This is a genomic window from Halorubrum sp. Ib24 (genome assembly GCF_002252745.1).
Taxonomy (GTDB): Archaea; Halobacteriota; Halobacteria; order Halobacteriales; family Haloferacaceae; genus Halorubrum.
Genome location: NZ_NHOX01000006.1, coordinates 21890 through 40653 on the forward strand (window position 1 = coordinate 21890; position 18764 = coordinate 40653).

Sequence of the window (18764 nt, forward strand, 5' to 3'; positions counted from 1 at the left end):
CAGAACGGCCGCGGTGCTTATCCGACTTGATGTCATAAAATGCATGATGTTGGATCGGCTGAAGGCGGCAGCGATGTTCATCCTCGACCCGCCGTGGACTCGTGACGGTCCCGAGACGTTCACTATGGCGGTTCCCGAGGCGCACACGACGTTCAAGCGGGGCAGCGTCGGCTGGGCGAAGCGCCCGCCCGCGGTCGTTCGATGTTCCTCCTGTCGACACTCGTTCACTCACGAGTTTGCCAACGACTTCCTCGACTGTCCGAACTGTACCATGGAGCGCTCCCCCGAGGAGTTCGACGAGTTCGAACTGATCGCGCTCGTCTGTCCACACTGCCAGCGGCGGTTGGACCACGGCATCCGCCATCCCGAGATGATGGACGTGCCCGAGTTCGCGTCCTGCACCGAGTGTCAGTACCACTGGGAGTACCAACACGACTACGAGCTGTAGCGGGACGTATCCGAGTCGCTTTTTGCCCTGCTCAGCCTAACGAAATCGTGACTTACTCGAACAAACCACCGGGCCCAATCGCGGACCGGACCTTCGACGTCGGTCTCTGGGTCGGCGCCGCCGGGGGAGTCGCCTGCGTCGCGCTCCTCTACTGGGCCAACGTGCTCTCCGTGACGGACCCGCTTCACACGACGGTGACCCTCGTGCTCTTTCCGGTGTACGTCCTCTCGGTCGCGGTGTTTCTTGGTTTATGGTTGGGCTACGATGCCGACGAGACCAACCTCACGCGGGTGATGGTCGAAGACGAGTCCGACGAGTCCGATAGGTCCTAACGGAACGCTCGAGTGCGTGACGCGCCGCTGCGGCGCCGTGACGGTCAAAAAGAAGCGAAACGAGGCTGCTTCCGACGCGCTACGAGGTGAACCGCGGACGATCAGTCGCCCGGTTCACCCTCCCCGCTCGTGATGTCGGTAACGACCTCGCCGCCCTCTCTCTCGATGACGACTTCGCCCTCCTCGGCCATCTCCTGGACGCGCTCCTGGAACTCCTTCGACTCGAGGATCTGGTACTCGGTGTCCAGTCCCTTCTTGATCGCGTACATCATGAACACGAGGATGAACGCGAACGGTAAGCCGGTCGAGATGGCCGCGGCTTGGAGCGCGGCTAGCCCCTGCGAGCCGCCGGCGATGAGCAGCGTCGAGGCGACGACGCCCTCGGTGACGGCCCAGAAGACGCGCATCGCGACGGGCGCGTCGTGCTTGCCGCCCGAGGTCAGGTGATCGATGACCAGCGACCCCGAGTCCGACGACGTGATGAAGAACGTCGCCACGAGGAGCACCGAGAGCGAGGACAGGATTATCGTCCCGGGCAGTTGCTGGAGCATCGAGAACAGGGCGACTGCTCTCGGCACCTGCACTCCTTCCGCGAACATCGCGGCGCTCACGGCACCGCTGGACAGCTCGATGCTGAGTGCGCTCCCGCCGAGGGCCGCGAACCAGAGCACCGAGAACAGCACCGGCAGGATGAGCACCCCGCTGATGAACTCACGGACGGTGCGCCCCTTCGAGATCCGGGCGATGAACATCCCCACGAACGGCGACCAGGCGATCCACCACGCCCAGTAGAACACGGTCCAGTCGACGAGGAACAGTCCCTCGCCGTCTCCGCCGGGGCCGTAGTAGGCCGACCCCTGGAAGTACGGCTCGGTGACCGCACCCGCGTAGAACGCGAGGTCGAAGAAGTTCCCGAAGTACTGTCCGAGCCCCTGCGGGATCATCTCGAAGATGAACAGGGTGGGACCGAGGACGATGACCGCCGTCAGCAACGTGAACATCAAGAAGAGGTTCAGATTGCTGAGCCGCCGGACGCCGCCGTCGAGTCCCGCCGCGACCGATAACACGGCGACCGCGGTCACGCCGGCGATGATCGCGACCTGGACGGGCGTTCCGAACGGGACCGCGGGCGCCGCACCGACGTTTCCGCCGAGGAAATTGAGTCCGGCGTTTATCTGTTGGGCCCCCAACCCGAGAGAGGTCGTCAGCCCGAACAACGTCGCGAACACGGTCAGGATGTCGATGATGTGGCCGGGCCACCCGTAGATGCGTTCACCCAGAACCGGCCAGAAGATCGACCGGAAGGTCAACGGCAGACCGCGGTTGAACGAGAAGAACGCCAGCGACAGTCCCACGAGCGCGTATATCGCCCACGGGTGGAAACCCCAGTGGTATAACGAGACTGCCATAGCCACCTGCGCCGAAGCCTGCGACGCGCTCTCTGCACCCAAGTGCGGGTCGAAGAAGTGCCAGACCGGCTCCGCGACGCCGAAGAACATGAGGCCGATCCCCATCCCGGCGCTGAACAGCATCGCGACCCATGAGATGTCGCTGAACTCCTTGTCAGCGTTGACTCCCCCGAGCCTGATCTTTCCGTACTTGCTCAGGGCGAGGTACACCATGAACACGATGAACACGTTCGCGACCAGGATGAAGAACCAACCGAAGACCTCCGAGATACCGGTCCGTACGTCGTTGTAGAGCGTACTCGCTTGGTCCGGGAACGCCAGTGATAATCCAATGAACGCGACGATCACCAACGCCGAGATGCTGAACACCTGCGGGTGGACGTCGAGGACCTTCGTGTCCCCGATGCTGAACTGCTTGTTCGTGTCGCCCGGCTCACGGTCGGTATCCGCGTTGAACAGCTCTACCTGGAGGCCTTCACCACCGAATCCTCCGTCGTCTTCGCTATCACTCATACGATACCTCCCTCGTAATCGTGGTACGTCGCCGTTTGTTCGTCATGATTTGGATCGTTATCTTCGGTCTGGTTGTGCTGTACACGCATCATACGCGTTATCTATACGCATGAGTGGTGTTGACACGTAAGGTGGCTTGGCCGTACCCGTAAGTATGCTTCGGATAATATAAATAAAAAGGAACTTGTTGTTTCGAACAACAGTATCCGCTCCGAGCAACACATACTGTCGGTTTACGTGCATTTCGTGGTTCGGACTCAGTCCGCACGGATCGGGATCACCCGAGGAGACGCCGCCGCGTGAGCCCTCTCGGACTCGATTTCGACGCGCTCACCGCGGTCATCGGTAGGTATCGAGCAGGCCGTGATGCGTCGCTCCGCGGAGTGGTCCCGCCGTCTCGCCGCGAACGCGCTCCGGCGGAACGGTAACCCGATCGCGTCAGTAGTAGTCCCACTCGTCGTCCGGGTTGCCCTCGGTGACCTCGTCGGAATCGGTCGCTTTCTCCGGAGCGACTTCCTGGGGATCACGCATGCCGTCGCCCTTGACAGATCGGTAGATGAAGACGCCGAAGGAGACGAGCCCGCCGAGAAGCAGGAGTCCCCCCGCGATAACCGCGAGCGTGAACGCCCCGCTGAGGAGGTCGGACGATATCTGTACGACGATCATGTCCATACGACGCCCTAGGGGTTGCAGCCTGAAGAGTATTACAAACGATCGGAGCGGGATCCATGTCCGAATAAAACGGAAGCGTCGCTCTCGGGAGCGTCAGGGCCGGCCCGTGCGATGGCGCGGTCGTCCCGTTCGGATCCCGTCGCGTCGATGACTCACTTGGCACCCTTCCCGACGATCGTCACCGGGACGTCCGACATCCGTGCGACCTTCTCGGCGGTACTCCCGATGTACTTGCTTATCGCGCCCCGTCCCTGCTTGCCCGTTACGATGAGATCGATGTCGTTGTTCTCGGCGTACTCCACGATCTCGGCGGCGACGTTACCGGTTCGGACCACGCCGGTCCCGTCGAGGCCGCGATCCGCCGCCCGATCGACGACGCCAGTGACCGTCTCCTCGCCGTACTGCTTGTACTCCTCCATCTCGTCGTCGCCCAGCCCGACGGTCAGAATGTAGGTCGCCTCCGTTTCGACCACGTACACCGAGTGCACGTGTGAGCCGAGCGACTCCGCCAAGTCGAGCCCCTTGCTAACGGATGCCTCCGACTGTTCGCTTCCGTCGGTAGCGATGAGAATGTTCTCGAACATAGGTGCGAACTGATATCACTCAGTACAAATGAAATAGGTTCGGGTATAACACATCCCAGACATGTTGTGCAATACGCGACTCGACTGGGGCCGCTCGGCGTCCGGTCGGGGCCGCAGGGCGGGTCGATACGGGGCATCCCCCGATCAGCCCGTTCGGACCCGTCCTGCGGCCCCGAAGTGTTCTTTCACTTATTGGTCTCCCTGATATAGATCGAGAACGCGGTGAACACGAAGAGGGTGCCGGCGACGACCGGGCGCTGCGCGAACAACGTGACGAAGGCACCCACTGCGAGCAGGACCGCGAGAACGGTGGCTCCCTTCGGGACGAGGTCGTCCATCGTCTGCAGTACGTCGTGCGGGTCGTTTATACGTTCCGCAGCCCGGAACGGCCTCCGGCTCCCGGTGAAGAGGCGGGGAAACGCGGTGGCCGCAGGGCGACCCCGGTTCGGACCCCGTCGACGGATCTCGCGACGGTCGCGCCGCCGTCGAGCCCAGCGGCCCGCTCCCGGGAGACGGATCGGGGGACGAGCTACGTCTCGTCCGACGATTCGCGGTGGTCCCACCACAGCCCGAATCCGCCGAGGACCGCGGCGAACACACCGAATACCACCTCGAACAGCGATCCCGTGACCGCGCCCGAGACCGCGAAGACGACCCCACCGACGCACATGAACCCGCGGATCAGCGTTCGGAACTCTACTGACATTCCCTCTGGCCGCCTTGGCGTACCACGACCACGCTCCTAAGCGCTTCGGCCGTGTCGACCTACTCCGCCGAGCGGTCGATTCGGTCGGTCCCCGCGTTCTGCGTCGCCAGTCGGACCGCGTCGTCCGCCGCCGCCTCGATGTCGGTCGCGCGGCGCTCCGTCTCCGCGCGGAACGACTCGTCGTCGGCCGACGCGGCGTTGATCCGCGCGGTGAAGAGCGCGCTCCGGAGCGCGGCGTCGACGAAGGACGCGCCGATCCCGGCGTCGACGACGACGGGACGGTCCGCCGCCCCGGTCACGACCGTCGCCGTCTCGAGCACGGCCAGACAGGTCTCGGCGAGCGCGAGCGGCACCTCCGTCGCTCGTTCGTCCATCGTCGGATCCTCGTCGACCCCGTTCGTGCCGAACACCGCCTCGACGACCGCCGCGTCCGCCTCCGCGAGCGTCAACAGGCGCTCTCGATCCGACTCGAGCGTCCGCCGGAGCTCGGCGAGGTCGGCGTCGGTGTTCAGGTCCGCCTCCTGCAGGTGAATACAGACCATCTCACAGAGCGACGTCCCCATCGCCCCGACGACGCCGCCGACGGTGCCGCTGGCCGGTGACACCGACGCCGACGCGACGTCGGAGAGGAGAGCGGCGACCGACTGTGTCTCGTGGTCCATACCCGATCGAGGGGACGGAGACTAATCAAAACCCTCCTCGGCGACGCGGCGTTAGACGTCCGACCGGTGGTTGACCACGTCGACCTCGTACCCCTCCGCGGCGATGCCGTCGATGATGTCGGCCGCGTGTTCCGCGCCGCTCGTCTCGACGTCGAAGACGAGGTACGCCTCCCCGACGTCGAGGTCGTCGACCGATCGGTCGTGTCTGACGTCGTGGATATTGGCGTCCCAGTCGGCGATGACGCCGGATATCTCCTCCAGTCGTCCGGGCCGGTCGTCGATCCGGACGCGGATACGGAGGATCTGCTTCCGGGCCGCCAGCGCGTAGATGAGCACCGTCCGGAGCTGCGTCATGTCCAGGTTCCCGCCACAGAGCAGCGGCATCACCGTCTCGCCGCTGACGTCGAGGTCGTCGCTCAGGACGGCCGCGACGGAGGCGGCGCCGGACCCCTCGACGACCTGTTTGGCCCGCTCCATCAACAGCAGTATCGCCCGGGCGATCTCGGTGTCGGTGACGGTGACGACCTCGTCGACGTTCTGCTGGATCATCCGGAGCGTCGTCTCGGAGATGCCGCCGGTCGCGATCCCGTCGGCGATCGTGTCGACCTCCTCGAGGGTCACCGGGAACCCCTTGTCCAGGCTCTCGTGGACCGTCTCGGCGCCGGTGGCCTGCACGCCGACGACCCTCGTCTCCGGCGACAGGTGTTTGATCGCCGTCGAGACGCCGCTTATCAATCCCCCGCCGCCGATGGGGACGACGACGGTGTCGACGTTCGGAAGGTCGTGGTACATCTCGATCCCGAGGGTGCCCTGCCCCGCGATGATGTCGACGTCGTCGTACGCGTGCACGAACCCCGCGTCGGTGCCCTCGACGGCCGACTGGGCGTGTGCCATCGTCTCCTGGAAGTCCCGGCCGACGAGTTCGACGGTCGCGCCGTAGCCCCGGGTCGCTTCGACCTTCGCCTGCGGGGCGTTCTCCGGCATGAAGACCGTCGACTCCGCGCCGCACTTCGTGGCCGCGAGCGCGACGCCCTGCGCGTGGTTCCCGGCGCTCGCGGCGACGAACGAGTCGACGCCCGCCTCGACCTCGTTGCGGATTTTGTTGTACGCGCCCCTCGTCTTGAACGAGCCGGTCCACTGGAGGTGTTCCATCTTGAGGTACACCTCCCCACCGACGAACTCGTCGAGCGACGAACTCCGCTCGATCGGCGTCTGCTTGACGACGGTGTCGTCGTCGAGCCGGTCGCGGGCCCGCTCGATGTCCGCGTACGTGACGGGGAGGTCGTCTGAGTTCGTGCTGGTCATCGGGCGAACTGGACGGTCGGGTCCGTGATACTGGCGCTCATCGGAGGATCTTGTCTCGTTCGGCGTCGAAGAGCGGTTCGCCGCGCACCGTCGCGTCGTACGTCTCGCCCTCACAGCGTATCTGCACGGACGTGCCGGCCTCGGCGTACTCGTCGGGGAGGTACGTGTAGGCGACGGACTCCCCGATCGAGTAGCCGTAATCGCCCGCCTGGACGTACCCCTGGGCCTCACCGTCGATCATGACGGGCCGTCCGCTCAGCATGACGTCCGTCGAGTCGTCGAGCGTGAGGGGGACGATCCGGTCGTCGATGCCCTCCTCGCGGGCCGCCTGCAGCGCCTCCTTACCGACGAAGTCGGTGTCCATGTCCACCGCGAACGGGAGCCCGGCCTCGTAGGGGTTCGAGTCGGTGTCGATGTCGGTTCCCCACAGTCGGAAGCCCTTCTCGAGCCGCATCGACTCCAGGGCGCCCCCGCCCATCGCCCGCACGTCGAGGTCCCGGCCGGCCTCGTACAGCGTCTCCCAGAGCCGCTGCCCGTACTCGCTCGGGGCCCACAGCTCCCAGCCGAGCTCGCCGACGTAGGAGACCCGCAGCGCGACGACCGGCACCTCGCCGACGTAGATCTGCTTGGCCGTGAAGTAGCCGAAGTCCTCGTCGCTGACGTCGGCGTTCGTACACCGCTGGAGCAGGAGCCGGGACTTCGGGCCCCACAGACCGATTGTCGACCGGGCGCTCTCCTCGATAGTAACCGACACCGTCTCCGGGGCGTGGTCCTCCAGCCAGCCGCCGTGGATGCCCGGCGAGTTGCCGCCGCCGGTCGTGACCATGTACTCCTCGCTGTCGAGTCGGACGACCGTCACGTCCGCGAGGATGTTGCCGCCCTCGTTCAGCAGCAGCGAGTACCGGACCTGTCCGTCCTCGATGTCGACGTCGTTGCTGCACATCCGCTGGAGGAACTCGCCGGCGCCGTCGCCCTCCACCGTGATGGAGCTGAACGTCGTCATATCGAACATCGATACCTTCTCGCGGGTGTGAAGGTGTTCCGCGCCCTCTATCGCCGACCGGTTGATCCCCTGCCAGCCGTCCTGCTCGGGGATCCGGTCGGCGTAGCGGTCGACGAGGTCGGCGTTGGACTCGTACCACTGCGGCGTCTCCCAGCCCCCGGACTGGTAGAACTCCGCCCCGAGAGCCTGCTGTTGGGCGTAGAAGGGGCTCGTCCGCAGCCCGCGGTGGTCGTCGGGTTGCCACCGCGGTTCGACGTTCATGTACACCTGCTCGTAGCGGGTGTCTCCCCGGTCGACGAAGTAGTCTGTCTCGCCGGCGTGGGGTTCGAACCGTCGCACGTGGATGCCGCCGGTGTCGACGGGACCCGACGGGAGCCGCGGGACGCCGTTCTCCATCCACTCGGCGATGATGCGGCCGTAGCCCCCCGAGTGGGTCCACCAGATGGCCAGCCCGGACCAGAGGCCGTCGACCTCGGTCGGGCCGACCGCGGGCATCCCGTCCGGCGTGAACACGAAGATGCCGTTCTCCGTGGCGGCGTACTCGGCGTCGGCGGTCGCCGGCAGGAGTTCGTCGAACGCCTGCTTCGCCGACTTGTCGCGGTACCGATGAGTCGGCTTCGTCCAGTGTTCCTCGGTGAAGCCGCGGACCGACGCCTGACTCTCCTCGGTGTTCGTTCCCATCGCCTCCGGGTCGACGGACAGGGTCTCGTGGTTGTACGACCCCAGCCCGATCGCGTCGCCGTGGGTCCGGAAGTACAGCGAGTGGTCTTGATCGCGGCCGACCGGTCGGTGCGGCCCCTCGCTCATCTGCTCCTGGATGTCGCGGTTGCCGGGCACGTCGAGCCCCGACGTGTTCTCGCCGACGTTGCTGTCCGCGTCGGCCAGCTCCTCCATCGGTTCCGTGACCACGTACTGGTGCTCGACGGGCGCGATCGGGAGGTCCAGCCCCGCGAGCTGACCCGTCTGGTACCCCCAGTTGTTCGTCGCGATGACGCACCGATCGCACTCGATGCGGCCGTCGTCGGTGACGACCGCGCCGATCTCGCCGCCGGTGACCTCCATGTCCGTCACCTCGACGTTCCCGTAGAAGTCCGCGGAACTGTGTTCAACGTACCACTGGAGCGCGCTGATGCCGTCGACGCGGCCGTCGGTCGGCGAGTAGTAGCCGCCCAAGATCTCCTCTTCGTTCACCAGCGGGAGGTGTTCGGTCACCTCCTCGGGCGACAGTAGCTCGGGCTCCGGCAGGCCGTAGGCGGTCGCCCACTCGACGCGCCGGCGCAGGAAGTCCATCCGCTCCTCGCTCCGGGCCAACTCGATGCCCCCGACCTCGTCGTACACGCCCGCGTCGGACAGCAGCCGGCTCGTGTAGTGGGCCGTCTTCGTCTGTATCTTCGACGGCGACGTCTGGAACATGATCCCGGGCGCGTGGACCGACGACCCGCCCGTGACGGGGAGCGGCCCCTGGTCGACGACGACCACGTCCTCGGCCCCGAGTTCGCTCAGGTGGTAGGCGACGCTGCAGCCGACGGCACCCGCGCCGATGACGACGGTCTTGGCCTTCGTGGGAGGCTTCGTGCTAGACATTAGTTCTCTCAAAGAATGGCCGTGTCCGTCTCATAAATACATCGGTAAATACGGGCGAAGAACGGGGAAACCGGTAGCGTGCGGCGGTATCGGGGTGTCCGGCGACGACCGGACCGTCTCACGTCCCCGGTGGCAAACCACAACGTGACAGCGATGGGAAACGATCTGTGACCCGACGGGGCACGACCCGGGATCCAGCGGTGCTCCGATCCCTCAGTCGACCAGCGGCTCCTCGCGGACGGTCGCGGCGTAGCGGTCGCCCTCGAAGAGCACGTCGACCTCGGTGCCCGGCTCGGCGTACTCCGGCGGCAGGTACGTGTACGCGACGCAGGCGCCGGCCGTGTAGCCGTACTCGGCGCTGTGGACGTAGCCGATCGCCTCGTCGCCATCAAGCACCGGTCGGTCGTCGAGGATCGTCGCGGTCTCGTCGTCGAGCGTCAGGCAGGCGACCTCGTGGCTGATGTTATCCCCGTCCGCGGCGGCGGCGACGGCCGCCTTGCCGATGAAGTCGGTGTCGAGGTCGACGGCCCACCCGAGGCCCGCCTCGTAGGGATTGTGCTCGGTGTGGAGGTCCTCGCCCCAGAGCCGGAACCCTTTCTCGATGCGGAGCGCGTTCAGCGCGCCGTTGCCGTACGGGCGAATGTCGTACTCTTTGCCGGCCTCGAGGACGTGCTCCCAGAGCTGCTCGCCGTACTCGGAGGGGGTGTAGAGCTCCCAGCCGAGCTCGCCCGCGTACGAGAGCCGCATCGCCCGCACCGGAACGTTGTTCACGAACGTCTCCTGGCTCGTGTAGAACGGGAAGGCCTCGTCGGAGAGGTCGGTGTCAATCACCTTCGAGAGGACCTTTCGAGCGTCGGGACCGGTACAGACCATCGCCGCGAGGTCGGACGTGACCTCGTTGACGACCACGTCGTCGGGGGAGTGGTTGCGGACCCATGCGACGTGGTTGTTCCCGACCTCCCTGCCGGTCGTCAACAGGAGATAGCGGTCGTCGTCGGTCCGGGTGACGGTGATGTCGGCCCGGACGCCCCCGCCCTCGTTACACAGCAGCGTGTACGTGATGTCGCCGACGTCGAGGTCGATCGCGTTCGTACAGAGGCGCCCGAGGAACGCCTCGGCGTCGCTGCCGATGACCTCGATCTTGTTGAACGAGGTCATGTCGTGGAGCCCGACGGCGTCGCGGACGTGCAGGGCCTCCGCGCCCTCGATCGGCGACCAGTACTTCCCCTCCCAGCCGTCGCGGTCGGGGATCCGGTCGGCGTACCGGTCGACGAGGTCGGCGTTGGACTCGAACCACTGCGGTTCCTCCCAGCCCGCCTCGGCCCACAGCTCCGCGCCCATCTCCTTGTGGGTGTGGTACATCGGCGTCCGCCGGATGTCCCGCTGTTTGTCCGTCCAGACCCACTTGGGGTGCATGACGTTGTAGACGATGCGGTACTCCTCGGCGCCGATGTCGCGGGCGAAGTCCCACGACCCCTCGTGGGCGTCGAACCGGTTCACGTCGCTGTCCGCGAGGTCGATCGGGCCGTCGTCGAGCCGCGGGACCCCGTTCACCATCCACTCCGCCAGCGCCTTTCCGGCGCCCCCGGCGTGGGTCACCCAGATCGCTGCCGCGGTCCAGAGCCCGTCGCACTCTTGCACCGGACCCATGACCGGCAGGCCGTTCGGCGATTCGGCGAACATCCCGTTGTACTTGAACTCGAGCTCCTTCCCCTCTGTCGCCGGCAGCAGCTCGTCGCTGGCCTGCCGGGGGGACTTGTGCGGTCGGTCCGGGTGGGTCGCGTTGTTCATGTGCTGGTCGGTGAACTCGTGGACCGATCCCTGCTCGCCGTCCGGATCGTTGCCGCCGAGCTCCATCGGATCCGGCACGATCGGTTCGTGGTTGTACGAGCCGATGCCGTAGGAATCGCCGTGGGTCCGGAAGTACATCGCGTTGTCCTGATCGCGCAGGATCGGACGGTCCGGCCCGACGAGCAACCGTTTCGCCTTCTCGCCGGAGACGTTGCGGTAGTTCTCGAACAGCGGGTGGTTCGCGACGTCGACGGCGGCGTCGCCCAGTTCGTCGAGCGACTCCGTCATCGTGTACTGGTGTTCGACCGGCGTCACGGGCAGGTGGACGCCGAGCTTCTCGCCGAGCTGCCGCGCCCAGATGTTCGTCGCGACGACGACGTCGTCGCACTCGATGGTGCCGTTCTCGGTGACGACCGATTGAACCCCGCCGTCGGCCGTTTCGACGTCCTCCGTGCGCGTGTGCGGAACGAACGTCGCCCCCCGGTCTATCGCGGCCCGCGCCAGCGCGTCGCAGGCGATGACGCCGGAGACCTGCCCGTCGGTCGGCGAGTAGTAGCCGCCGAGGATGCGCTCCTCGTCGACCAGCGGGAGGTGCTCGGTCACTTCTTCGGGGGAGAGCAGCTGCGGATCCGGGATCCCCCACGCCTTCGCCGCCTCCACCCGCCGCTGGAGGAACGCCATTCGCTCCTCGCTGCGGGCGACCTCGATGCCGCCCGTCTCGTTGTACGCCTGCTTGCCGTCGGCGCCCTCGAGCTCCGAGTAGAGCTCTCGGCTGTAGTCGGCGAACTGGCTGAGCGTCTTCGGCTCCGCGGTCTGGAACATGATCCCCGGCGCGTGCGTCGAAGACCCGCCGGTGGTCGGCATCGGGCCCTGATCGACGACCACGACGTCCTCCCGACCGAGTTTCGTGAGCTGGTACGCGACGTTGCAGCCGACGATTCCGGCACCGATGACGACGTTGTCGGCCTGCGTCGGCAGGCTTTCTGTGGGCTGCATAAATACGACTGTATCTCGCTATGGCGGCGGAATATAATTGTCGCATAGGCCGTCTTTGGGGCCCGTTTCCCCTCAACCCGTCCGGCTCCTGTCAGAATGTGGTTTCGCGGCCGTCGCCCGCCTCGCTCGAGTCGTCTGGTGTCCCATCTCGGCGTCCGTCGCGTCGGCGTTCGATGTCCGTCGCGTCCCTCCCGTTTCCCGTGGCGATCGGTCGCGACGGTCCGCGAGGGGATCACGACCCCTCGACGAACGAGGGTGAGCCCGGGGCTTTTGCCCCTGTACCGCCGGGTCAGACCATGGAGTACGAGCCGGTAACTCATACGACGACCGACCGCCGCCTCAGCCGACATCCCTCCGGCGCGACCGTCGACGCAACGGTCCACCGGTACGCGGGGGGCAGCGGGCCGACCGTCTACCTGCAGGCGGCACAACATGGTATCGAACTCAACGGGCCGGTCACGTTGCGGCACCTCCACGAGCGGCTCATCGAGGCTGACCTCGCGGGCACCGTCGTCGCCGTGCCGGTGGCGAACCCGCTGGCCTTCGATCACCGGTCGTACGTCACGCCGACGGCGTACGACGCGCGGAACGCGAACCTGAACCGGGTCTGGCCGGGCGACGAGACCGGCAGCTTCCAGGAACGGGTGGCCGCCCGGCTCTGGGAGCTGGTGACCGACGCCGACGCGGTCGTCGACCTCCACACCGGGACGCCGGACATGCTGGCACACGTCAGGTTCGGAGAGGGCTCCGATGCGCGCGGGCTCGCGAGGGCCTTCGGGACGGAGTACCTGCTCGCCGACCCGGACGAGGGGCCCACCGGGATGCTCCGGGACGCCGCGGAGCGCGTCGGGATCCCGGCGATCACCGCGGAGCTATCGAACAGTCGAACGGTCGATCGATCGGCCGTCGAAACCGGCGTTAGCGGCGTCATGAACGTACTCCGGGAGATGCGGGTCCTCGAGGGAGAACCGTCCGCACCGGCGGTTCAGACCGTGCTCCGGAACAGTCTCGAACACACCATCGCCGAGGAGTCGGGGTTGTTTGAGCCCCGACGGTCGGTCGCGGTCGGCGACCGTCTCGAGACGGGCGACACGCTGGGTGCGGTGTACCGTCCGACCTCGTTCGAACGCCTCGGGACCGTCACCGTCTCCGAGGCCGGCGTCGTCTACTCGCTGGCTCGCGGGGTCGTCGTCGAGGGGGAGCGTCTCGCGGCGGTCGCGACCCGCGGGTGAGACTCGGCGAACAGACGCGACACCCCGTGCCGCCGGTTTAAAGAGCTTCACGTATTCGATTATTATATTAAACGGGTTCAGTATTCCCCACGCACGCTTATTATACGTTATGTCATAGAATAGCATTGTCATGGGGCTCCAGACCACCTTCGACGTCCTCTCGACGCTCGTCGGGAACCAGCAGTCGCGCGGCAGGTCGGTCCGGAACGTCGAGGCGACGACGGACGGCTCCGCGCTCCGCGTCGATATGGAGGTGCTGGTGCCTCTCCGCTCGACGCCGACTGACGAGACGGACCGGGAGCCGACCGTGGAGGCCACGTCGCTCACCGACGACGGCGGGCTCGCGGTCGAGTTGACGGTGCCGGAGCTGGTTCCGCTCCCGACATCGACGGCGGCGACCGTCGAGGTGAGCGGACGAACGGTCGAGGTCACGCACGGGGCGCTCGAAGTGGCCCTCGACCTGACCATCGATCCTCCAGCCGCCGGGCCTGCGGAATCGGAGGGCCGCGTGACGGGCGACGCCGTCACGGACGGCAACGGCGGATCGATGGTCGAACACGCTCGCCGTGAGGCCGTCACCGACGCCGTCGGCGATGTCGAACCGGCAGAGAGTAACCCGTCCGAGACTGATCCGGTCGGGAGTGATCCGGCCGGTGGTGACCCGTCCGAGAGTGACCCGTCCGAGAGTGACCCGTCCGAGAGTGACCCGTCCGAGAGTGGCCCGAGTGACGGCGTGGAGGCGGTCCGCGACGAGTCGATGCCGCCGTACGAGGACGTCGAGTACCTCCGGGCGCTCTACGCGGAGTGCGATACGTTCTCCGAGATGCGGGACGCGATCGCGATGGACGTCTCCGCCGAGACGGTCCGGCGGTACATGATCGACGCCGGGGTCCACGAGCCGACCGCCTACGAGACGGCGACCACAGACGGGCGGACCGATCAGGGGACGGCGGACGGACCGTCGGAACGGGATGAGGCGTCCGAACGGGACGGGTCCCCCGTGGAGTCTTCCTCCGTGGAACCGTCCACGGAGGAGGACTCGCGGCGGTCGTTCCCCGACGCCAAACTCGTCGCCGACGGTATCGGCCTGCCGGACGACGTCGAGATCGGAGATGTCATCGAGTCGGTCGTGCGGTCGTCGACCGTCTACGAGGTCAGACGGGACCTCGACCTTGACGACGGCTACGCCCGGGAACTGCTGGACCAACTCGACCTCCTAGACCTCGTGATGTGCCGCCTCTCTAAAGCCCCCGACAGGGAGGTTACCTACGAGGAGGCCGCCGCACGCGTTCGGCAGTGTACGACTGCGAGCGGATGACGCTGCGACCCGATTCGAGCCGCGATCGGACGGCGCTACGCGGCGATCCGGGCGTCGAACGAGTAATGGTAACGACTACCATTTAAACTGGTTGACTGGGGAACCCACAGATGGAAATAGGTCTACCACTTACGCATGACCAGTAATGTCGGCTGGAACGCAAGCGATCAAGCGGAGTGACGGCGTCGGAGCGCTTCTCACTGACGCACGATTCGAACTGATGCCGTTCGAGAGCTTCGAGGACGAGATCCGGCACCTGCCGGACGACGCGACGATCGCCGTCACCACGTCTCCACAGCTCGGGATCGACACCACGGTCGAGCGCACCGAGCAGGCGGCCGCACTCGGATACGACGTCTCGCCGCACATCGCCGCGCGCTACGTCGAGGATCGCGACCACCTCGATGAGATCGCCGAGCGCCTCACCGACGCCGGCGTGACGGACATCTTCGTGCCGGGCGGCGACCGCGAGGAGCCCGCCGGCGAGTTCGAGTCCGCACACGACCTGTTGGTCGCTCTCGACGAGTTGGGCCACTCCTTCGACGAGGTCGGCATCACCGGATATCCCGAGGGACACGACTTCCTCGACGCGGAGGCCCTGTCCGACGCGATGGCGAAGAAAAGCCCGTACGCGACCTACCTCGTCACACAGCTCTGTTACGACCCCGACGCCGTGCTCGAGTGGATCGACGACATCCGCGACGACGGCGTCGACCTCCCCGTCGAGGTCGGCATCCCGGGCGTGATGAACTACCAGCGCCTGATGCAGATCTCACAGAAGGTCGGCGTCGGCGACTCGATCAAGTTCCTTCGGAAGACGACCGGCATACTCGGCTTCGTAAGGCAGCTCGTCGGATCGCGGGGGGTGTACAAGCCCGACGACCTCATCGACGGGCTCGCGCCGTACGCGGACGACGATCACTACAAGATCAGGGGGATCCACATCTACACGTTCAACCAAACGCCGGACACCGAATCGTGGCGCACTGAACGGCTCGGCCGATAGCGGTTCTCGTCCGTGGCCGTCGTTCGTTTGATCCCCGCTACGTCGTTCGTTTGACTCCCGCTAGCGTAATTGCTGTCCGCGTCGAGTGACCTCACCGGACGGACGCGTGACGAGTAGCGTTTCGAACGAGGAGTTCCCGGAGAGCGGTCGACGGGCCGGGGAACGCGAGGACGTGACCGCTCGTCGGCGCTCAAAACCAGAGGAACAGGGATCCGAACCGGTAGGGGGTCGACACGAACGAGATGACGAACACGAGTAGGGCAAGGAGGAATGCGACTCCAGCGAGCCTGACGAACAACAGTGACAGGAACGGGAGCAGTAGCACGGCCGTCATCAGGATGATAACGGCCATCAACAGCGCGAGGGCGACCCGAAGCCCCTTGGACTTCGGGTTGAAATAGCAGCTCGGACAGGTATCGTGCCCGCTCTCTACCTCGTGTCCGCATCGTTTGCAGTTCTGCGCTCCGCCGATGAGTGATGACATGATCTTCCGCTCCGGTTCCCGCCGGATATGAAAATGTGGAGGCAACCGCGCATAAACCTTTGTGCGGACGGGACCGGCGATTCTGTTCTGCGGGCGAGGCGACGGCGGTTCTACTCGTCCCGGTCGCGGAACACGGCGCGAAGCGGGCCACGACGGCGGAACAGACGGGTCACGAACCGTTCGATCCGACCCGGCTCGCTCGACAGCCTCGGCATGCCCGGCATGTAGTTCACGAACTCGTCTTCGGCACCGTTCTTTTGACGTTTGCTTGTTGGCTCCGTCATACTACTATATATGAACCGAGGGGTCTTGAGGATTTTGAAAATATCTTTTCGAAAAACGGTAGTATTGTTCTGTTTGTTAATATCAGACACGGGTATGTCACACGTTTACGATGGGTCGTCCGAACGGCACGTCCCACTCGTTGCATGGACAACCTTTTCGCCGCTCTGGGTCTGACCACGACGTAATGGTCGACGTTCCGGGATCGTCCGACGGATCGGACGCGATGCACGACGACGCACCCGACTCGAACCCACTCGTCTCCTGTGGGTTCCAAGACGGGACGCTACACGTCTACGACGAGCGGATCCACATCGAGCGTCCGGGCCGCTCGAAGTTCGCCGACAAGCAGATCCGGATCGGTGACGTTCGCGACATCACCTACGAGGGGCGACTCGTCATCAGCTACCTCCAGATCGAACAGGCCGGCGTCGAGAACGACGAGGGTGGGTTCCTCTCGACGCCGGTCGACGAGAACACCGTGCACTTCGGGCGCGGCAAGCGGGACTGTGCGAAGCGGGCGCGGGACGCGATCCGTGACGCCGCCGAACTGTGGTGAGCGCCGATTTTCCGGGGAAATCTCATCCCGTCAACGAGGCGTCACTCATTGCGGGACACACCGCGGGGCGTCGCAAACACATCCTATCCGAGTGTTAGCAGATATGCTAACCTTCATACGGCGATGCTGGGATGTACGAAAACGTGACAGATACTAACGAACCGATACCGACGGATTACGACATCGCACAGTCGACCGAGATGGAGCCGATCTGGGAGCTGGTCGAACCGTGGGGCCTCGGCCTCGACGACCTCCAGTACTTCGGCGAGTACACGGCGAAAGTCAAACACCACGCCCTCGATCGGCTTCGGGACGAGGCCGCGGACCGGGAGAACAACCTCGTACTCGTGACCGGGATGACGCCGACCCCCAAGGGAGAGGGGAAGACGGTCACGACCGTCGGACTGGGACAGACGCTGAACCACCTCGGCGAGGAGGCGATGATCGCGATCCGCGAACCGTCGCTCGGGCCAGTGTTCGGTGTCAAGGGCGGCGCCGCCGGCGGGGGCCGCTCGCAGGTGCTTCCGATGGAGGACATCAACCTGCACTTCACCGGCGACCTGCACGCGCTCACCTCGGCGCACAACCTCATCTCGGCGATGTTGGACGCCAAACTGACGGGGGACGAGGACTTCGACGTCGACGTCACCGACGTCCGGTGGCCCCGGGCCATCGACATGAACGATCGGGCGCTCCGGAGCATGGTGATCGGCCTCGGCGGCAAGACCGGCGGAACGCCTCGCGAGGACAGCTTCCTCCTGACCGCCGCCTCGGAGCTCATGGCCGCCCTCTGTATGGCGGACGGTATGGGCGACCTCAAGGAGCGGGTCGGTCGCATCATCCTCGCCTACGACGAGGACGGCGACCCGGTCACGGTCGAGGACATCGAGGCGACCGGTCCGGCCGCGATGCTGCTCCGGGACGCGATCAAACCGAACGTCGTCCAGACCATCGAGGGGACGCCCGCGTTCATCCACGGCGGCCCGTTCGCCAACATCGCGCACGGAACGAACTCGCTCATCGCGGACAAAGCCGCGTACGGGATGGGCGACTACCTCGTCACTGAGGCCGGCTTCGGCTCCGACCTGGGCGCCGAGAAGTTCATGAACATCGTCTGCCGGCTCGGCGACATGACGCCCAACGCGGTCGTCATCGTGTCGTCGGTCCGGGCGCTGAAGTACCACGGCGAGAACATGTGGCCGGCCGACTTCGACGCCATCGACGACGCCGGCACCGAGGCCATCGAGCGCGGGTTCGAAAACCTGGACAAGCACGTCTCGAACCTCCAGCAGTTCGGCGTTCCCGTCGTCGTCGCGGTCAACCGGTTCCCGGACGACACCGACGAGGAGGTCCAGACTGTGGTGGACCACTGCGAGGAGGACCTCGGCGTCCGGGTCGCCGAGTCCGAGGTGTTCGAGAAGGGCAGCGAGGGCGGCGAGGACCTCGGCGAGCACGTCATCGAGGCCGTCGACGAGAGCGACGAGGACGAGTTCGAGTTCCTCTACGACGAGGAAGCGCCGATCAAGGAGAAAATCGACACCGTCGCCACGGAGATCTACGGCGCCGACGGCGTCAAGTTCACCGGCGACGCGCTCGAGGACATCGAGCGCATGGAAGACCTCGGCTTCGGCGACGTGCCGGTCTGTATGTCGAAGACCTTCCACTCGCTCAGCGACGACGCGAGCAGGAAGGGCGCCCCGAGCGGCTGGGAACTCGAGATCAGCGAAGTCTACCCGTCCGCGGGTGCCGGCTTCATCGTCGCGCTCACCGCCGACGCGCTCACGATGCCCGGCCTGCCGGAGCGGCCGGCCGCCGCCGACATGGACATCGACGACGACGGCAACATATCCGGGCTGTTCTAACACTCTCGGCCGCCCT

The 18764-nt window shown here is 65.8% G+C and carries 18 protein-coding genes; 7 read left to right on the plus strand and 11 right to left on the minus strand.

The window, feature by feature from the left end; translation table 11 throughout:
- Nucleotides 1–43 precede the first annotated feature (43 nt).
- The gene (locus DJ82_RS00915) at nt 44–448 is read left to right on the plus strand and encodes a hypothetical protein (RefSeq protein ID WP_094589381.1); all 405 of its coding nucleotides are present in this window, start codon (nt 44–46) and stop codon (nt 446–448) included.
- 47 nt (nt 449–495) lie between these two features.
- Nucleotides 496–780, plus strand: a complete 285-nt coding sequence (locus DJ82_RS00920; RefSeq protein ID WP_094580843.1) for a hypothetical protein — start codon at nt 496–498, stop codon at nt 778–780.
- 101 nt (nt 781–881) lie between these two features.
- On the opposite strand, the gene DJ82_RS00925 is transcribed toward DJ82_RS00920, so the two are convergent.
- The 9 genes from DJ82_RS00925 to DJ82_RS00955 form a co-directional block, all read right to left on the minus strand.
- Complete coding sequence (locus tag DJ82_RS00925) at nt 882–2702, minus strand: BCCT family transporter (protein ID WP_094523151.1); 1821 nt, start codon at nt 2700–2702, stop codon at nt 882–884.
- A 438-nt stretch (nt 2703–3140) separates the two neighbouring features.
- Nucleotides 3141–3374 (minus strand): hypothetical protein, encoded by a 234-nt coding sequence (locus DJ82_RS00930; protein WP_094523149.1) that lies wholly within the window; start codon nt 3372–3374, stop codon nt 3141–3143.
- A 152-nt stretch (nt 3375–3526) separates the two neighbouring features.
- Entirely contained in the window at nt 3527–3958 is a 432-nt protein-coding gene (locus tag DJ82_RS00935; protein ID WP_094523147.1) for a universal stress protein, read from the minus strand.
- A gap of 185 nt (nt 3959–4143) precedes the next feature.
- Nucleotides 4144–4296 (minus strand): hypothetical protein, encoded by a 153-nt coding sequence (locus DJ82_RS14865; protein ID WP_170938284.1) that lies wholly within the window; start codon nt 4294–4296, stop codon nt 4144–4146.
- Nucleotides 4297–4487: 191 nt separating this feature from the next.
- Nucleotides 4488–4664, minus strand: coding sequence for a hypothetical protein (locus DJ82_RS14730; RefSeq protein ID WP_158217267.1), 177 nt, complete (start codon nt 4662–4664; stop codon nt 4488–4490).
- Nucleotides 4665–4723: 59 nt separating this feature from the next.
- Entirely contained in the window at nt 4724–5326 is a 603-nt protein-coding gene (locus DJ82_RS00940) for a cyclodeaminase/cyclohydrolase family protein (protein WP_094580844.1), read from the minus strand.
- Between the two features lie 51 nt (nt 5327–5377).
- Nucleotides 5378–6631, minus strand: a complete 1254-nt coding sequence (gene ilvA / locus DJ82_RS00945) for a threonine ammonia-lyase (RefSeq protein ID WP_094580845.1) — start codon at nt 6629–6631, stop codon at nt 5378–5380.
- A gap of 37 nt (nt 6632–6668) precedes the next feature.
- Entirely contained in the window at nt 6669–9218 is a 2550-nt protein-coding gene (locus DJ82_RS00950) for an FAD-dependent oxidoreductase (RefSeq protein WP_094580846.1), read from the minus strand.
- Between the two features lie 213 nt (nt 9219–9431).
- The gene (locus DJ82_RS00955) at nt 9432–12005 is read right to left on the minus strand and encodes an FAD-dependent oxidoreductase (RefSeq protein WP_094580847.1); all 2574 of its coding nucleotides are present in this window, start codon (nt 12003–12005) and stop codon (nt 9432–9434) included.
- Nucleotides 12006–12301: 296 nt separating this feature from the next.
- Between DJ82_RS00955 and DJ82_RS00960 the strand changes: the two genes are divergently transcribed.
- The 3 genes from DJ82_RS00960 to DJ82_RS00970 all read left to right on the plus strand — a co-directional run bounded on the left by DJ82_RS00960 (nt 12302) and on the right by DJ82_RS00970 (nt 15561).
- Nucleotides 12302–13237, plus strand: a complete 936-nt coding sequence (locus DJ82_RS00960; protein ID WP_094580848.1) for a succinylglutamate desuccinylase/aspartoacylase family protein — start codon at nt 12302–12304, stop codon at nt 13235–13237.
- Between the two features lie 130 nt (nt 13238–13367).
- A complete protein-coding gene (locus DJ82_RS00965; RefSeq protein WP_094580849.1) occupies nt 13368–14555 on the plus strand; it encodes a hypothetical protein in 1188 nt (395 codons plus the stop codon).
- A gap of 145 nt (nt 14556–14700) precedes the next feature.
- Nucleotides 14701–15561, plus strand: coding sequence for a methylenetetrahydrofolate reductase (locus DJ82_RS00970; protein WP_094523133.1), 861 nt, complete (start codon nt 14701–14703; stop codon nt 15559–15561).
- Nucleotides 15562–15751: 190 nt separating this feature from the next.
- Here DJ82_RS00970 and DJ82_RS00975 read toward each other — a convergent pair whose 3' ends face one another.
- Nucleotides 15752–16045, minus strand: a complete 294-nt coding sequence (locus tag DJ82_RS00975) for a hypothetical protein (RefSeq protein WP_094523131.1) — start codon at nt 16043–16045, stop codon at nt 15752–15754.
- A 110-nt stretch (nt 16046–16155) separates the two neighbouring features.
- Nucleotides 16156–16329: a hypothetical protein gene (locus tag DJ82_RS14735; protein ID WP_158217268.1), complete on the minus strand. Its 174-nt coding sequence runs from the start codon at nt 16327–16329 to the stop codon at nt 16156–16158.
- A gap of 185 nt (nt 16330–16514) precedes the next feature.
- Here DJ82_RS14735 and DJ82_RS00980 point away from each other — a divergent pair, with 185 nt between their 5' ends.
- Nucleotides 16515–16886 (plus strand): hypothetical protein, encoded by a 372-nt coding sequence (locus DJ82_RS00980; protein WP_094527690.1) that lies wholly within the window; start codon nt 16515–16517, stop codon nt 16884–16886.
- Between the two features lie 131 nt (nt 16887–17017).
- The gene (locus DJ82_RS00985) at nt 17018–18748 is read left to right on the plus strand and encodes a formate--tetrahydrofolate ligase (protein ID WP_094523127.1); all 1731 of its coding nucleotides are present in this window, start codon (nt 17018–17020) and stop codon (nt 18746–18748) included.
- The last annotated feature ends 16 nt before the right edge of the window (nt 18749–18764 follow it).

Bases quoted from the DNA above. Each gene is read 5' to 3' on its own strand.
- DJ82_RS00915 (WP_094589381.1), top strand. From the start codon at position 44: ATGATGTTGGATCGGCTGAAGGCGGCAGCGATGTTCATCCTCGACCCG.
- DJ82_RS00925 (WP_094523151.1), bottom strand. From the start codon at position 2,702: ATGAGTGATAGCGAAGACGACGGAGGATTCGGTGGTGAAGGCCTCCAG.
- DJ82_RS00930 (WP_094523149.1), bottom strand. From the start codon at position 3,374: ATGGACATGATCGTCGTACAGATATCGTCCGACCTCCTCAGCGGGGCG.
- DJ82_RS00935 (WP_094523147.1), bottom strand. From the start codon at position 3,958: ATGTTCGAGAACATTCTCATCGCTACCGACGGAAGCGAACAGTCGGAG.
- DJ82_RS14865 (WP_170938284.1), bottom strand. From the start codon at position 4,296: ATGGACGACCTCGTCCCGAAGGGAGCCACCGTTCTCGCGGTCCTGCTC.
- DJ82_RS14730 (WP_158217267.1), bottom strand. From the start codon at position 4,664: ATGTCAGTAGAGTTCCGAACGCTGATCCGCGGGTTCATGTGCGTCGGT.
- DJ82_RS00940 (WP_094580844.1), bottom strand. From the start codon at position 5,326: ATGGACCACGAGACACAGTCGGTCGCCGCTCTCCTCTCCGACGTCGCG.
- ilvA (WP_094580845.1), bottom strand. From the start codon at position 6,631: ATGACCAGCACGAACTCAGACGACCTCCCCGTCACGTACGCGGACATC.
- DJ82_RS00950 (WP_094580846.1), bottom strand. From the start codon at position 9,218: ATGTCTAGCACGAAGCCTCCCACGAAGGCCAAGACCGTCGTCATCGGC.
- DJ82_RS00955 (WP_094580847.1), bottom strand. From the start codon at position 12,005: ATGCAGCCCACAGAAAGCCTGCCGACGCAGGCCGACAACGTCGTCATC.
- DJ82_RS00960 (WP_094580848.1), top strand. From the start codon at position 12,302: ATGGAGTACGAGCCGGTAACTCATACGACGACCGACCGCCGCCTCAGC.
- DJ82_RS00965 (WP_094580849.1), top strand. From the start codon at position 13,368: ATGGGGCTCCAGACCACCTTCGACGTCCTCTCGACGCTCGTCGGGAAC.
- DJ82_RS00970 (WP_094523133.1), top strand. From the start codon at position 14,701: ATGTCGGCTGGAACGCAAGCGATCAAGCGGAGTGACGGCGTCGGAGCG.
- DJ82_RS00975 (WP_094523131.1), bottom strand. From the start codon at position 16,045: ATGTCATCACTCATCGGCGGAGCGCAGAACTGCAAACGATGCGGACAC.
- DJ82_RS14735 (WP_158217268.1), bottom strand. From the start codon at position 16,329: ATGACGGAGCCAACAAGCAAACGTCAAAAGAACGGTGCCGAAGACGAG.
- DJ82_RS00980 (WP_094527690.1), top strand. From the start codon at position 16,515: ATGGTCGACGTTCCGGGATCGTCCGACGGATCGGACGCGATGCACGAC.
- DJ82_RS00985 (WP_094523127.1), top strand. From the start codon at position 17,018: ATGTACGAAAACGTGACAGATACTAACGAACCGATACCGACGGATTAC.